This window comes from Micromonospora sp. NPDC051006 (genome assembly GCF_044456245.1).
Classification (GTDB): Bacteria; Actinomycetota; Actinomycetes; order Mycobacteriales; family Micromonosporaceae; genus Micromonospora.
On sequence record NZ_JBITFP010000009.1, the window covers coordinates 178,575 to 193,438 of the forward strand.

At 71.8% G+C, this 14,864-nt stretch carries 12 protein-coding genes; 6 read left to right on the forward strand and 6 right to left on the reverse strand.

Translation table 11 applies throughout. The features are described from left to right. Positions 1-11: 11 nt before the first annotated feature. Positions 12-1,337, reverse strand: coding sequence for an ABC transporter substrate-binding protein (locus tag ACIBBA_RS17125; RefSeq protein WP_396698195.1), 1,326 nt, complete (start codon positions 1,335-1,337; stop codon positions 12-14). 279 nt (positions 1,338-1,616) lie between these two features. On the opposite strand from ACIBBA_RS17125, the gene ACIBBA_RS17130 reads away from it, so the two are divergent. Then, on the forward strand, positions 1,617-3,629 hold the full coding sequence (locus tag ACIBBA_RS17130; protein ID WP_396698197.1) for a beta-galactosidase: 2,013 nt from the start codon (positions 1,617-1,619) through the stop codon (positions 3,627-3,629). Positions 3,630-3,656: 27 nt separating this feature from the next. Continuing rightward, positions 3,657-4,433 carry a DeoR/GlpR family DNA-binding transcription regulator gene (locus tag ACIBBA_RS17135; RefSeq protein ID WP_396698199.1) on the forward strand — a complete coding sequence of 259 codons (777 nt, stop codon included), beginning with the start codon at positions 3,657-3,659 and terminating at the stop codon, positions 4,431-4,433. Between the two features lie 22 nt (positions 4,434-4,455). Here the strand turns inward: ACIBBA_RS17135 and ACIBBA_RS17140 are convergent, their stop codons facing one another. Together ACIBBA_RS17140 and ACIBBA_RS17145 are read right to left on the reverse strand one after the other, a co-directional pair. Beyond that, positions 4,456-4,674, reverse strand: a complete 219-nt coding sequence (locus ACIBBA_RS17140) for a hypothetical protein (RefSeq protein WP_350875367.1) — start codon at positions 4,672-4,674, stop codon at positions 4,456-4,458. Positions 4,675-4,841: 167 nt separating this feature from the next. Continuing rightward, a complete protein-coding gene (locus tag ACIBBA_RS17145; protein ID WP_396698201.1) occupies positions 4,842-5,462 on the reverse strand; it encodes a TetR/AcrR family transcriptional regulator in 621 nt (206 codons plus the stop codon). A gap of 41 nt (positions 5,463-5,503) precedes the next feature. Here ACIBBA_RS17145 and ACIBBA_RS17150 point away from each other — a divergent pair, with 41 nt between their 5' ends. The 3 genes from ACIBBA_RS17150 to ACIBBA_RS17160 all read left to right on the forward strand — a co-directional run bounded on the left by ACIBBA_RS17150 (position 5,504) and on the right by ACIBBA_RS17160 (position 9,030). After that, positions 5,504-6,661 carry a glycosyltransferase gene (locus tag ACIBBA_RS17150; protein WP_396698203.1) on the forward strand — a complete coding sequence of 386 codons (1,158 nt, stop codon included), beginning with the start codon at positions 5,504-5,506 and terminating at the stop codon, positions 6,659-6,661. Between the two features lie 324 nt (positions 6,662-6,985). Next, positions 6,986-7,894 carry an aldo/keto reductase gene (locus tag ACIBBA_RS17155; RefSeq protein WP_396698205.1) on the forward strand — a complete coding sequence of 303 codons (909 nt, stop codon included), beginning with the start codon at positions 6,986-6,988 and terminating at the stop codon, positions 7,892-7,894. 179 nt (positions 7,895-8,073) lie between these two features. After that, a complete protein-coding gene (locus tag ACIBBA_RS17160) occupies positions 8,074-9,030 on the forward strand; it encodes a sporulation protein (protein ID WP_396698207.1) in 957 nt (318 codons plus the stop codon). Positions 9,031-9,081: 51 nt separating this feature from the next. Here ACIBBA_RS17160 and ACIBBA_RS17165 read toward each other — a convergent pair whose 3' ends face one another. Together ACIBBA_RS17165 and ACIBBA_RS17170 are read right to left on the reverse strand one after the other, a co-directional pair. After that, complete coding sequence (locus ACIBBA_RS17165) at positions 9,082-9,462, reverse strand: hypothetical protein (RefSeq protein ID WP_357053611.1); 381 nt, start codon at positions 9,460-9,462, stop codon at positions 9,082-9,084. 207 nt (positions 9,463-9,669) lie between these two features. Next, positions 9,670-11,712 (reverse strand): glycerophosphodiester phosphodiesterase family protein, encoded by a 2,043-nt coding sequence (locus tag ACIBBA_RS17170; RefSeq protein WP_396698209.1) that lies wholly within the window; start codon positions 11,710-11,712, stop codon positions 9,670-9,672. 199 nt (positions 11,713-11,911) lie between these two features. On the opposite strand from ACIBBA_RS17170, the gene ACIBBA_RS17175 reads away from it, so the two are divergent. After that, positions 11,912-12,319, forward strand: a complete 408-nt coding sequence (locus tag ACIBBA_RS17175; RefSeq protein WP_396698211.1) for a hypothetical protein — start codon at positions 11,912-11,914, stop codon at positions 12,317-12,319. A gap of 121 nt (positions 12,320-12,440) precedes the next feature. Here the strand turns inward: ACIBBA_RS17175 and ACIBBA_RS17180 are convergent, their stop codons facing one another. Beyond that, on the reverse strand, positions 12,441-14,660 hold the full coding sequence (locus ACIBBA_RS17180) for a HelD family protein (protein WP_396698270.1): 2,220 nt from the start codon (positions 14,658-14,660) through the stop codon (positions 12,441-12,443). Positions 14,661-14,864: the final 204 nt, after the last annotated feature.

Sequence of the window (14,864 nt, forward strand, 5' to 3'; positions counted from 1 at the left end):
CCCTCTCGCCGTCAGCTGGTGAAGATCGACTTTTTCTGGTTCTCGATGCTGTTGGTGAGACCGTCGATGTCCTTCGGGTCCTTGATGAACTGCTGCAGCGCCGGGATGATCACCGTCGAGGCGAAGTCCGGGCGGGTGTCCCGGTCGAGGAACTGGGCGATCTCGGTGGCCGAGCCGACCAGTTCGGCCGCCTTCTTCTGCAGCGCGCTGTAGCCGCTGGTGTCCGCGCCGGTGTTGGCGACCAGGGTGCCGGGATCGGTCTTCACCGCGATGTTCCCCGCGTCGACGCCGCCGATGTACTCCAGCAGCTTCTTGGCGTTGTCCTCGGACTTCGGCTTGCGGGCCATCATGTAACCGTCGATCGGCGCGTCCAGGGCCTTGGCCCCGATCGACGGGTCGATCTCGGGGAACGTGAAGAAGTCGATGTCGTCCTGCTCGTCCGCGTTGAACTGTTGGGCGACGAAGAGGCCGAGCAGGTACATGCCGCTCTTCTTCTGCTGCAACGACTGGGCGGCCTCCTGCCAGGTCCGGCCGAGGCTGTCCGGCTGGTGCAGCGGCAGCAGCCCGGCCCAGGTGTCGAAGACCTTCTTCACCTTGTCGGAGGTCCACGCCTCCTTGCCGGCCATCAGGTCGACGTGGAACTGGTAGCCGTTGATCCGCAGGTTGAGGATGTCGAAGGTGCCCATCGCCGGCCAGCCGTCCTTGTCGGCGAAGGCGATCGGGTTGAGGCCGTCCTTCTTCATCTGGGCGCCGAGGGTGTTGAACTGGTCGAGGGTCGTCGGTACCTGGTAGCCATGCTGCTGCCAGACCGACTTGCGGTAGAAGACGGCCCACGGGTAGTAGGAGAACGGCACGAAGTACTGCTTGCCGTCGTCCCCGGTGGAGGCCTTCTTGAACGCGTCGGAGAAGCCGGTGAGCTTGCCCCAGACGTCGCTGACGTCACCCGCCAGGCCGCGTTCGGCGAAGAAACGCATCCGGTAGCCGGCGAACCAGGTGAAGACGTCGTCCGGCTTGCCCTGCAGGTAGTTGTTGATGTTCTCCTGGAACGTGTTGTGGTCGACGGTGTTGATCGCGACCTCGAGGCCCGAGGAGGTCTTGAAGGCCCCCGTCAGCTTGGCGAGGACGTCCTTCGGCGTCGGGTCGGACGCGTTCGAGCCCACCGACACCGTCTTCCCTCCGGACCCGGAGTCGGAGTCGCCGCAGCCGGCGAGCAGCCCCGTGCCGAGCAGGGCGCCCGTGCCGGCCGCGGCGGTGAGCAGCGTGCGTCGGTTGATGCCGGCGACGGAGGGCGGTACGAGTCTGGCCAGGTACTCGGCTTGGGTACGGGGACGGGACATGATTCCTCCTGCGGATGAAGAGGTGCGCTGCGCCCAAGGGCCAATCAGGGGTGGCGGTCCGGCTCTCGTGATCGCACATCGGGATCCACCGTGAATCCACATTGACAAACACGAACTGCCAGTGGCGCCTCAAGCTACTCGTCCGGGCGGCGCTGTCAAGAGGGTGGAGAAGCGCCGATAACCCAGTCGTGACGGGGCTGTTATGAGGTAAACGTTGTAAAGCAGATCGATGTTGGAAACTGTTGACTTGACCGATGGATCGGGGCACGCTCTGCTGCCATGCGGCGATGGCAGGGCGACCGGATCTACTTCGGCGGCGACTACAACCCCGAGCAGTGGCCGGAGCAGACCTGGGTCGAGGACGTCGAACTGATGCGCCGAGCCGGGGTCAACCTGGTGTCGGTCGGGATCTTCTCCTGGGCCCTGCTCGAACCCACTCCCGGCCGGTACGAGTTCGACTGGCTGGACCGGGTGCTGGACCTGCTGCACGACGGGGGCATCGCGGTCGACCTGGCCACCGCGACCGCCAGCCCGCCGCCGTGGCTGGCCCGGGCGCACCCGGAGACGCTGCCCCGCCGGGCCGACGGCACGGTGCTCTGGCCGGGCGGCCGGCAGGCGTACTGCCCCAGCTCGCCGGTCTTCCGGGAGCGGTCACTCGCGCTGGTCGAGGCGATCGCCGCTCGGTACGCCGAGCACCCGGCGGTGGTGATGTGGCACGTCTCGAACGAGCTCGGCTGCCACAACGTGCACTGCTACTGCGACGTCAGCGCCGAAGCGTTCCGGGGTTGGCTGCGTGAGCGCTACGGCGACCTGGACGGGTTGAACGACGCCTGGGGCACCGCCTTCTGGAGCCAGCGGTACGGCGACTGGGCCGAGATCAACCCGCCCCGCGCCGCGCCGACCTTCGCCAACCCCACCCAGCAGCTCGACTTCCTGCGCTTCTCCTCGGACGAACAGCGCGCCCAGCTGCGCGCCGAGCGCGACGTGCTGCGGGGGCTGGTCCGCCAGCCGGTCACCACGAACTTCATGATCGGCACGGGCATCAAGTACCTGGACTACCACTCCTGGGCCGCCGATGTGGACCTGGTCGCCAACGACCACTACCTGACCGCGGCCGACCCCCGGGCGCACGTCGGGCTGGCGCTCTCGGCCGACCACACCCGCGGCGTCGCCGGGGGCGAGCCCTGGCTGCTGATGGAGCACTCCACCAGCGCGGTCAACTGGCAGCCGCGCAACGTCGCCAAGACCCCCGGGCAGCTGCGCCGCAACAGCCTGGCGCACGTTGCCCGGGGCGCCGACGGGGTGCTCTTCTTCCAGTGGCGGGCCTCCCGCGCGGGAGCGGAGAAGTTCCACTCGGCGCTGGTGCCGCACGCCGGGCCGGAGACGAAGGTGTTCCGCGAGGTGTGCCGGCTCGGCGCCGACCTGGCCGCGTTGGCCGAGGTCCGGGGCAGCCGAGTGGACGCCGAGGTGGCCATCCTCTTCGACTACGAGGCGTGGTGGGGCGTCGAGCTGGACTCGCACCCCAGCACCGACGTCACCTACACCGACCGGCTGCGGGCGCTCTACGAATCGCTCTGGCGGGCCGGCATCACCGCCGACATCGTGCACCCCTCGACCGACCTCACCGGTTACCGGCTCGTCCTGGTGCCCACCCTCTACCTGGTCCGCGACGCCGACGCCGCGGCGCTGGGCCGGTTCGTCGAGGCCGGCGGCACCGCGTTGGTCAGCTACTTCAGCGGCATCGTCGACGAGCACGACCACATCCGGCTCGGCGGCTACCCGGGGGCGTTCCGCGAGCTGCTCGGCCTGCGCACCGAGGAGTTCTTCCCGCTGCGGGAAGGGGAGCAGGTCCGGCTCGACGACGGCGCCAGCGCCGACGTGTGGACCGAGTGGCTGTACCCGGAGGGCGCCGAGGTGCTCGCCGCGTACGCCGACGGGCCGCTGCCCGGGGTGGCAGCGGTGACCCGGCATCCGGTCGGCGCCGGCGCGGCCTGGTACGTCGGCACCCGGCTGGACCAGCCGGCGACCGACCGCCTGGTGGCCCGCCTGGTGGCCGAGGCCGGGGTCGAACCGGCCGCGGTGGCCCCGCCCGGCGTGGAGGTGGTCCGCCGCCGCGCCGGCGAGCGCGGCTGGCTGTTCGTCATCAACCACACGAGCGACGAGGCGCGGCTGCCCGCCGCCGGCACGGAGCTGCTCACCGGCGCGCGGTGCGACGGTGAGCTGGTGGTGCCGGCCGGCGAGGTGGCGGTGGTCCACGAGGACGCGCCGCCGCGCCGCCCCGGGCGCCGATGACCCGGCGGGTCTAAGGAGGTCGACCAGATGCTCGCCCAGCAGCGGCAGAGCGCCATCCTCGATCTGATCCGGCAGCGCGGTGGCGTGCGGGTGAGCCACCTGGTGAGCCGGTTCGGCGTGTCGGACATGACCATCCGGCGTGACCTGGAGGTGCTGGCCGAACGCGGCCTGGTGGACAAGGTCCACGGTGGCGCGACGCTGGCCGGCCCCGGTTCGGCCGAGGAGCCCGGGTTCGCGGCGAAGTCGATCCGCCAGCAGGCGGAGAAGCGGTCCATCGCCGAGCGGGCGGCGGCCATGGTCGAGCCGGGGATGGCCATCGCGCTCTCCGCCGGAACCACCACCGCCGCGCTGGCCACGCTGCTCTCCGACGTACGGGGGCTGACCGTGGTGACCAACTCGATCCCGGTGGCCGACGCGCTCTACCAGAACCCGCGCGCCGACCAGACCGTGGTGCTCACCGGCGGCATCCGGACCCCGTCGGACGCGCTCACCGGGCCGGTGGCCGAGGCGGCGATCAGCTCGCTCAACGTCGACCTGCTCTTCCTCGGCGTGCACGGGCTCAGCCCCCGGACCGGCTTCACCACGCCCAACCTGTTGGAGGCCGGGGTCAACCGGTGCCTGATCGGCGCCGCCCGCCGGCTGGTGGTGCTGGCCGACCACACCAAGTGGGAGACCATCGGGATCGCCACCATCGCCCCGCTGGAGGCGGCCGACGTGCTGATCACCGACGTCGGGCTGCCGGCGGAGGCGCGCACGGCGATCGGCGAGCAGGTCGGCGAGCTGGTGGTCGTCGAGGCCGGCTGACGGCCTGACCGCGAACGCAGCCTCAGTGCGGCCGCCCGGCTCCCCGCCGTTTGGCGGCGTACGGCAGCGCGAACAGGTACAGGCCGGTGAAGAGGAGCAGGGCAAGGGGGAGCAGCGGCACGTAGGACATCCAGACGATCGGCTCGTCCTGTGCCAGGGCGACGAAGGTGACGATGACGGTCACCGTGAAGGCGATGGCCAGCCAGCGGTGAATCTGCCGGACCCACTTGTTCGAGCTCACGGGGAACCTCCTCCTGGGACGAGCGTCCCCGGACCCCGGCGGCCTGCCGGCGGGACGTCGATGGCGGCCACGCTAGCTGCGGCTCGGCGACCGCGGCTTCTCGATTCCTGACCGGTCCGGTCACCTGACCGCCGGTCGTTCGGCGCGTCCGGTCAGCGGCGGGACGGTCAGCCCGGGGGCAGCAGTGCCTCGGTGGCCCGGTCGACCAGCCACCGCTCCGCCTCGTCGTAGGACCAGCCGCCCTCGTCCACGAGTTGCGGCCAGGAGTGCAGTCCGAAGTAGAACCAGAGCACCTGGGTGGCCTGCTCCACGGTGAGGCCCGGCCGCAGGGCGGACAGCTCGTCCAGCCGTGCCGCGCCCACCCGCAGCGCCTGCCGGTAGGCCGCCGCCCCGTCGCGGGCCGCCGCCGCCGCGCTCGCCGTCATGCCGGGCGCGGCCCGCATCAGCTGGATCGTGTGCGGACGGCTCTGGTGGCCGTACCGGGTGCCGGCGCCGATCAGACGCAGGACCTCGCGGGGCTCGGCGGCGACCGCGATCGCCGCCACGTTCCGGGCGGTCTCCGGGTCGTGCACCCCCGCGTCGATCAGCGCCCGCAGCACAGTCGGCTTGCCGCCGACGCTGGTGTACACGGTCGCCACGGCCACCCGGGCGCGGGCGGCGATGTCGTTGACCGTCGTGGTCGCGTACCCCTGGGTGATGAAGAGGTCCTGAGCCGCTTCCAAGATCAACCGTCGGGTCTGCTCGGCGCTCTCCTGGCGCCGGCTGGCGCGGGGCTGAGCGGCTGCCACCAGGGCACTATACGGCCGCGTCTCATCAGAAGGATATTCTGATGACCATGCGAGTCCTCTTCTCAACCACGCCCGCCTTCGGGCACCTCCTCCCGCTGCTGCCCCTGGCCCGGGCGTTCCGGCGCCAGGGCCACGACGTGGCCGTCGTCACCGCCGTGGGAATGACCCCGCTCATCGCGCCCGAAGGCTTCGAACTGCTGCCGGCCGGACCCATGCCGGACGTGCTCTTCGCCGAGGTGGGGCGCAAGCTGGGCACCAACCCCGCGACCTCACCCACGCCGGAGGCGGTCGCCGAGTTCTTCGCCGGCGTCCGGGTCGACCTCACCGCCGACGAGGCGACGGCGGCGGCGAGGCGCTGGCAGCCGGACCTGGTGGTCAACGAGATGGTCGACTTCGTGGGCCCGCTGGTCGCCGCCGTTCTCGGCGTGCCGCTGGCCACCCTCGCCTTCGGGCCGTCGGTGCCGGCCGAGTTCACCGACGCGCTGACCGCGGTGGTGCGCCCCCGCTACGAGCAGCGGGGACTGCCGGCGCCGGAGCGCACCCCGTCCGGCCGGTGGCTGCTGGACACCTGCCCGCCCGGATTCCAGTTCGAGGACTTCGCCGTCCCGCCGGCCGTGCAGCGGATCGCGCTGCGCCCGGAACCACACCAGGCGCCCGGTGCCCCGGCCGGCGCCGACACCGCCTCGACCGGCGGGCGTCCCCGGGTGCTGGTGAGCTTCGGTACGGTCTTCGCCGATCCGGCGGTGGTCGGCCCGCTGCTGGGCGCCCTGACCGCCCTCGACGTCGACGTGGTGGCCACGCTCGGCCTGGACGGCAAGCCGGAGGACTACCAGCTCGACTCGGACCGGGTGGAGTTCAGCCCGTTCGTGCCGCTGGCGCAGCTGCTCGGGAACGTCGCCGCGGTCATCACGCACGGCGGCGCCGGTACCACCCTCGGCACGCTGGCCCGCGGCATCCCACTGGTGGTCGTGCCGCAGGGCGCCGACCAGTTCATCCAGGCGGACCGGGTGGCCGCCTCCGGGGTGGGCCTCGCGCTGGCACCGGGACAGGCCGAGCCGGCGGCGATCGCGGCGGCCCTGCGCCGGCTGCTCGACAAGCCGGAGTTCACCGCCGCGGCGCGCCGGATCGCCGCCGAGGTCTCCGCGATGCCGTCTCCTGACGCGGTGGCCGAACAGCTCCGCGCCGAGGTGGCCGGATAACCGCCACCTACCCCACGTCCCCTGGTGGATCCCTTCGCTCTGCCGCACCGAGGCGGTGTTCACGCGCGCCGCGCCAGAGCGAAGGGCGCCAGGGGTACGGGCGACCCCGCGCTCGGCGCGGTCTGGCGTCGACGGCGAGGCTTCTGGCGCGATCACCCGCCTGGTCGGTTGGCCGTCTGATCCACTGGGACGGAGCGGGCATCGTCGGGATGGGGGCGCAGTCATGGGGACTCTGGCCTGGTCAACCTACGTCGCCGGGCCGAAGCAACACGCTTCAGCGGGCGGCGAGCCCTTTCTCGCTCCGAGCCCCGAATCGAGATGACCATGACACGCGAGTCCACGCCCTCCCTGCCCACGATCACCATCGGCGGTGATCTTCAAGTCGGCCGGGTCGGCTTCGGCGCGATGCAGCTCACCGGCGAGCAGGTGTGGGGTCCGTACCCGGACCACGACGGCGGCGTCGCGCTGCTGCGCGCCCTACTTGACGAGGGGGTGAACTTCATCGACACCGCCGACGTCTACGGGCCCCACACGAACGAACTCCTCATCCGCGAGGCGCTGCACCCGTACCCGCAGGGGCTGGCCATCGCGAGCAAGGGCGGCTTCGTCCGCGGCGGATACGACTACTCCACCCTCGGCTGGGTGGGCAACCCGAAGTACCTGCGGCAGTCAGCCATGCTGAGCCTGCGGCGCCTCGGCCTGGAGCGGTTCGACCTCTACTACCTGCACAGTGGCTACGCCACCGACGCGCCCTTCGAGGACCAGGTCGGCGAGTTGAAGAAGATGCAGGGTGAGGGGTACATCCGCCACATCGGCCTCTCCAACGTCACCGCCGCTCAGTACGAGGTCGCCCGGTCGATCGCCGACATCGCCGTGGTGACCGCGCTCTACAACATCGGCAACCGCACCGGCGCGGACCTGCTCGCCGCCGCCGGACAGTCCGGCGCGATCTTCTCCCCCTGGCACCCGGTCAGCCTCCGTGACGGCGGCGAGAACGCCGACGAGGTCGCCCGTACCCTGGCACCGCTCGCGGCCCGTTACGAGGCCACACCCCAGCAGATCGCGCTGGCCTGGCTGCTGCACCGGTCCCCGGCGATGCTGCCGATCCCGGGCACGACGAGCCTCGCCCACCTGCGGGAGAACATGGCCTCCGCGCGCATCCGGCTGACCGACGCCGAGGTCACCGAGCTGACCGCCCTGGCCCCCGAGCCCGCCGCGCGGACCGCCCACTGACGTGGTAGCGGTGTGCGGGGAGGCCCTGACATCCGCGAAATGGAGCGGATGACGCCCGACGGGCCCGACAGACGCGCCGAGGCGGCTTCACAGCGACCTCACAGGGCCAGCCGATAGTGTGCGGTCGAGTCAACCTCCGGCTCCATGGTGGAGCCCTCGGCGGTCGCACGGGAGTTCCGATGGTCTTCAAGAAGATGATGAGCGCGTTCGGTGTGGGTGGGCCCAGCGTCGACACGGTGCTCACCAACCCGAACACCCGACCCGGCCTCGCCCTCGACGGGCAGGTCAACCTGCTCGGCGGTGATGCACCGGCGAACATCGAGCAGGTGGTGCTCAGCCTCGTCACCCGGGTCGAGATCGAGGGGCACGACACCGAGTACGCCGGCATCATGGAGTTCCACCGGATGGTGGCCAGCGGCCCGTTGCAGCTGGCGCCGAAGCAGCAGCTCGCCATCCCGTTCCAGCTGCCGGTGCCGTGGGAGACCCCGATCACCGACGTCTACGGTCAGCGGCTGCGCGGCATGACGATGGGCCTGCGTACCGAGCTGGCGATCGCCCGGGCGGTGGACAAGAGCGACCTGGACCAGGTCGCGGTGCACCCGTTGCCGGTGCACGAGCGGATCCTGGACGCGTTCCAGCGCCTCGGTTTCCGGTTCAAGCACGCCGACCTGGAGCGTGGCCGGATCCACGGCGTGCAGCAGACGCTGCCGTTCTACCAGGAGATCGAGTTCTACGCCGCGCCGCAGTACGCGCAGGCCGTCCGTGAGGTCGAGCTGACCTTCGTGACCAGCCAGCGCGGGGTGGACGTGGTGCTGGAGTGCGACAAGCGCGGCGGCTTCCTCAGCTCCGGCCACGACGCCTTCGGCCGCTACCACGTGTCGCATGCCGACGCCGATCGCGTCGACTGGATGCAGGTGGTCGACGGCTGGCTGCGCGAGACGACCTCCCACTACGGTGGCCTGCGCGCCGCGGGCTTCGGCCAGGGCCACGGTCACGGGCGCGGTCGCGGCGCCGGCATGGGCGGCATGGTCGCCGGTGCGGCGCTCGGCGTGGCCGGCGGCATGATCGCCGGGGAAATGATCGAGGACGCCTTCGAGGGCGACTTCGGCGGGGACTTCGGCGGCTTCGAGGAGTGACGTGTCGGTGGCCTCCGGGGCGAGTCCCGGAGGCCACCGACCGTGGGCGCGTTAGCGCCGGCCCTGGCGCCGCTCGCTCAGCGAACGCTTCGGCGACCCGGCCTTCGACAGTCCTCGACTGACCAGGTAACCGGCGGTCAGAGCGGCGATGATCCACCACGACTGAACCGGGTTGTTGATGTTCAGCCCGTTGCCGGCCGGACCGCGCCAGAAGGCGGCGATCACCACGGCTGCGACCGCGACGGCGTAGACCCAGAACTCGGTCGTCAGGAACGCCTGCTTGGTCTCCGTACCGGTCTGCGGCATCGGCTCCCGGTGCCCGTCCTGCATCACCGGCATCTGACGGGTCGGGGTCTCCTGCATCGCCGCGCGATTCTGCATGTCGGCGGCGGGCCGGTTCATCGGCCTGGTGGATGCAGCCTGCGTGCTCATCTGGTCCTCCTCAGGATGCGATGAGTCGTACCTGCATTCCCTCGCCCCGCTACCGCGTTTCGGCCACGGCACGGTTCGCGTTCACGGCGGGGACGCCCACCGACTACCCGAGGCCGATGAGGAGGTAACACCGGCCGGCGGCCGGAAATCCGCCGCGCGGGGCCGCCGGTGACGCCCCGTGCGGGGGCGCCACCGGCGGGGTACGCGTCAGCGCAGGCCGTTGCGGACCGCGACGCCGACCAGCAGCTCCGGGTCGTCGGTGATCATGCCGTCCACCCCGAGGTCGATCACCCGCTGCATCACCGCGGCGTCGTCGACGGTGTACGGGATCACCTTCAGCCCGTCGCGCCCCTGCAGGGTCCGGACGTCCGGTCCGTGGAAGTACGCCGGGTTCTCCCGCAGGTACCAGTCGGCGGAGGCGACCGTGCCCTGCGCCGGGTCGTGCACCTGCCAGTTCGCCGACACCGTGCCGGCGCCCGCAGCCCGCGTCAGCTTGCCCAGGTCCCGGTACTTCCACCAGTCCAGCCCACCGGTCCACGGGCTCTTGACCGACCGGTCGCCGTAGACCGCCTGGAGCGAGCACTCGTCGGCGAGGCTGGCGCACTCGGCCGGGCCGTACTGCCAGACCAGCGCGACCGTGCCGATCCGCTTGTCGAGCTGGTGGGCGTAGGTGATGGTCCGCCAGTCGAAGGACTGGATGGTGGCCCGGCTGGTGAAGCCTGCCCGCTCGATCGCCGTGACCAGCTTGCGGGTGAAGCTGCGGTACGGCTCGGTGTCGTTCACCAGCGGGCTGAGCTTCGTCTCGATGTTCATCCGGACGTCGTCCCGGCCGCTGCCGCGCACCAGGGCGAAGACCTCGTCCAGGGTGGGGATCCGGGCGCCCGGGGCCGGCACCTGCGCCGGCAGCTCGGGCAGCGTCTTCGTCCCGCAGTCGATGGTCTTGATCTGCTTGAGGGTCAGCTCGTGCACCAGCTTGCCCACGTACGGGAACTCCGGGTCACCGGGGCGGGCCGGGGCGGTGTCGATGCAGTGCGAGCCGTTGATGGCCCGGTCGTGCAGGACGACCAGCTTGCCGTCCTCGGTGACGCCGGTGTCCAGCTCCAGGGTGGAGATCGCCGGGTTCGCCAGCGCGTTCGCGAAGGCGGGCAGGGTGTTCTCCGGCCGGGTCGCCCGACCACCGCGGTGCGCCTGGATGTCGAACGGCGAGGCGTACCCCTTGGGCAGCCGGTAGCCGCGCTGCTCGAGCAGGCCGCGCAGCCGGTCCGGGTAGTCGGTGATCATCCCGTCCACGCCGTCGTCGATCAGCTTGGCCATGGTCGGCACGTCGTCGACCGTCCACGGGATCACCTTGATGCCGTAGCGGTGCGCGTGCGTCACCATCTCCCGCGTCACGTACGGCTTGTAGCCCGGGTCGGTGACGGCGCCGTTCTGCGGGTTGCCGTGCACGGGGGAGAAGGCGGTGGCGCCGAACGTGCGGATGGCCCGGATCGGGTCGCCACCGAAGTCGTCGATGTCCAGCCCACCCAGCCACGGCGACGCGCCGGCCTGCCCGGTCTGCAGGAAGTCGTAGTTGGTCAGGGCGACCAGCGGCAGCCGGGGCTCGACCTGGCGCATCCGCATCAGCGCGCCCCAGTCGAAGCTCTGGATGCTGACCTGCTTCAGCATGCCGGCGGCCCGGATCTCGGCCGCGGTCACCTGCACGAACTGCTCGCGGGGCGCGGTCTCGGTCGGCGCGCCGGCCTCCACCTTGGTCTCCACGTTGAGCTTCACGTCGTCCGCCCGGTAGCGCTTGACCAGCGCGAAGACCTCGCGCAGCAGCGGCATCCGGGCACCCGGCACGGCGAGCTGGCCGGGCTTGTCCGACAGCGTCTTCGATCCGCAGTCGAGGGTGCGCACCTGGGCCAGGGTGAGCGTGTTGACGTACTTGCCGACGTACGGGAACTCCGGGTCGCCGGCGGTCACCGGGGCGGTGTCGACGCACTTCGAGCCGGTGATCTTCCGGTCGTGGGTCACCACGGCCTGCCCGTCCTCGGTGATCTGCACATCCAGTTCGAGGGTGCTCACCCCGAGCTGGAGGGCGTTGCCGAACGAGGCGAGGGTGTTCTCCACCCGCAGGCCGAGACCACCGCGGTGGGCCTGAAGGTCGAATGTCCGGTCCGGTCGTGGCTTCGCCTGGGCGGGCGCGGCGAGCCCGGTCGTCACGGTAGCGACGGCCAGGGCCGCGACCGCGATACGGCGTACTGTGCGCACGCTGTCACTCCTCCTCCGGCGGGCCTCTCCCGCCAGTCCGCCGCACAGCATGGGCAGCGGGAACGGCGCGAAGGAGGCCAACGGGAGACGTACGGGTGAACCGGCGCGGACGGTGTCTGCCCGGCCGCTGGTCGGCGGGTGTTTGGCCGGTCCGGTGGCGGGCACGCAGTCAGACCGACGTATCTGCGAGGTGGTTGACGTGCGTGAGGACGACATGCGACAGGACGCCGCCCGGCGGGCCGAGGACCGGATCGCCGGCGGTGTCTACGGCAAGGGCGCGCTGGACGAGGTGACGTTGCCTCCCACCGACATTGAGCGGGTGCTCCAGGACGAGGACCCGGACGACCCGGCGCACGTGCGGGTCGACCCGAACGTGCTGCGCGACGGCGGCCCCACCGGTGGCCAGGGGGCGGTCACCACCACCGGCGGCACCGCCGGGCCGGCCAGCGTGCGCCGGGTGGCCCGGCAGCCGGAGCGGCATCGGGGCAAGGTCGCCCCGACCACCACCGGGGACGCCACCACGGGCGGCATGAGCACCCCGGCCGGCGGCTCCACCAGCGACCAGTCCACCACCGCCACCGGCCCCGCCAAGTCCATCAACGACTGACCCCGCCCCACCCGCCCCCGAGCCCGGGGAACCGGCGCCCGGGGGGCTCCGCGTCGATCATGAAGTTGTTGCCCCGACACGCCGTGTCGGTGGACAACAACTTCATGATCGACGCTTTTGGTCAGGGGGTGGGCCGGAGGATGCCCAGGCGTTGGGTGGCGCGGGTGAGGGCGACGTAGAGGTCGCTGCGTCCGCGCGGGGACTCGGCCACGATCCGGTCCGGGTCGATCACCAGCACCGAGTCGAACTCCAGCCCCTTGGCCTGGGCCACGGTGAGCACCACCACCCGGCTCTCCAGCTCCGGGTGCTCACCGACGGCCGCCTCGGGCAGCGCCGCGGTGAGCGCCGCGCCGAGGTCGTCCACCAGTCCGGCCGGGACGATCACCCCGAGGCGGCCGTCGTCGAGCCCGGCGGCCTCCCGGCTCGCGACGTCGACCAGCTCCGCCGCCAGCCGGCCCGCGTCCACCGCGCGGTCCCACGGCGGTACGCCGCTCTCCCGCACCGCACGCGGCGGGCGCAGCGTCGGGTCGATCTCGGTGAGCAGGTCGGCGGCGACCGCCATGATCTCGGCCGGCGTGCGGTAGCTGACCGTCAGCTCGGTCAGCCGCCACCGGTCCGCCACGTACGGCGCCAGCGCCTCCCGCCAGGACGGCGTGCCCGCCAGCGCGCCGGTCTGCGCCACGTCCCCGACGATGGTCATCGACCGGCTCGGGCAGCGGCGCATCAGCAGCCGCCAGGCCATCGGCGACAGCTCCTGCGCCTCGTCCACGATGACGTGCCCGAAGGCCCACGTCCGGTCGGCCGCCGCCCGCTGGGCGGTGGTCAGCCGGTCCGCCTCCTCCTGCCGCTCCAGCAGCCGGTCGGCGTCGATCAGGTCGGTCACGCCGAGGATCTCGCCGCCGTCGGCCTCGTCCTCCACGTCGATCGACCGGGAACCCCGGGCGATCTCCAGCACGCCCTCGGCGTACTCGCGTTGCAGGGACCGGATCCGTTCCCGGCGGGCGGCGGCGGCGCGCTCGTCCTCGCCGAGCAGTTCGGCGGCCTCGTCCAGCAGCGGCACGTCGGCGGGCGTCCAGCCGCCCGGTTCGCGGTGCAGCAGCGCCCGCTCGTGCGCGCTCAGCGTGGCCGCGGCGACGGCGATCCGGTCGGGGTCGGCGTAGAGGTCGGCGAGCAGGCGCTGCGGGGTGAGCACCGGCCAGAGCTGATCCAGGGCGGCCCGTACCGCCGGCTCCTCGCGCAGCTCGCGGCGGATCTCGGCGCGGTCGGCCTCGTCGAGCAGGTTCTCCCCGCCGAGCGGGTCCGCGCCGATCCGATCGGCCACCTGCTCGGCCAGCGCGTGCACCACCTCGACGTCGAAGAGCGCCCGCGCCAGGTTGTGCGGCCGGCCGGTGCGCCGGGCCTGGTCCCGGGCCACCCGGACGGTCTCCGGGTCGAGGATCAGCACCTCGCGCTCCACCTCGATCTCCAGCGGCGCGTCGGGGACCCGCTGCCGGTCCCGGACCGCGGCGGCCAGCACGTCGACCATCGCCGTGCGGCCCTTGAGCGCGGCGGCCTCAGCGGACTCGACCCGCCGGGCCTGCACCCCGGGGAAGAGGTCGGCCTGGGTACGCAGCAGCACGCCGGTCTCGGCCAGTGCGGGGAGCACCTGGCCGATGTAGCGCAGGAACGTCGCGTTCGGCCCGACCAGCAGCACGCCGCGGCTGCCCAGCTCGCGCCGGTGGGTGTAGAGCAGGTACGCGGCCCGGTGCAGGGCGACCGCCGTCTTGCCGGTGCCCGGGCCACCCTGGACGACCAGCGTGCCGGGCAGGTCGGCGCGGATGATCTGGTCCTGCTCGGCCTGGATGGTCTCGACGATGTCGCGCATCCGGCCGGTCCGCCCGGCGTTGAGCGCGGCGAGCAGCGACGCCTCGCCGGTCAGCTCCTCGTGGGCGGTGGGCGACGCGGTCGCCAGGTCGAGCACCTCGTCGTTGAGGCCGGTCACCTTGCGCTGCCGGGTCCGCAGGTGCCGGCGGCGCCGTACGCCCTGCGGGTTGGCGGCGGTGGCGAGGTAGAAGGCGCGGGCCGCCGGCGCGCGCCAGTCCATCAGCAGCGGGTCGTAGTCACCGCTGGTGTCGAAGATGCCGATCCGGCCGATGTAGTGGCGCGCGCCGTCCTCGTCGTCCAGCCGACCGAAGCAAAGCCCGTTCTCCACCGCGGAGAACTGCTCGACCTGCTCGGCGTACATCCGGACGGAACTGTCGCGCTGGGAGCGGGCCTGCAGGGTGCCGCCGGTCGCCCGCAGCTCGTTGGTGAGACGCTGGGCGGCCTGCTCACGCAGCCCGTCGAGCCGCTCGTAGAGCATCGAGACGTACTCCTGCTCGCGGCCGATCTCGTCGTCGTGCGGCAATTCGCCGGTACCGCCGGAGTGCCTTGACAACCCGTCTCCCTAAAGATTAGAATCTGTTGCAGGAACGGCTTTTAGAGCCGTTCTTTTTTGTGCCTGAACAGTGAAAGATAGCGCGTCGACGCGGGCCCGACCAAGCCTGCCGAGCGATTCGCACGGGCT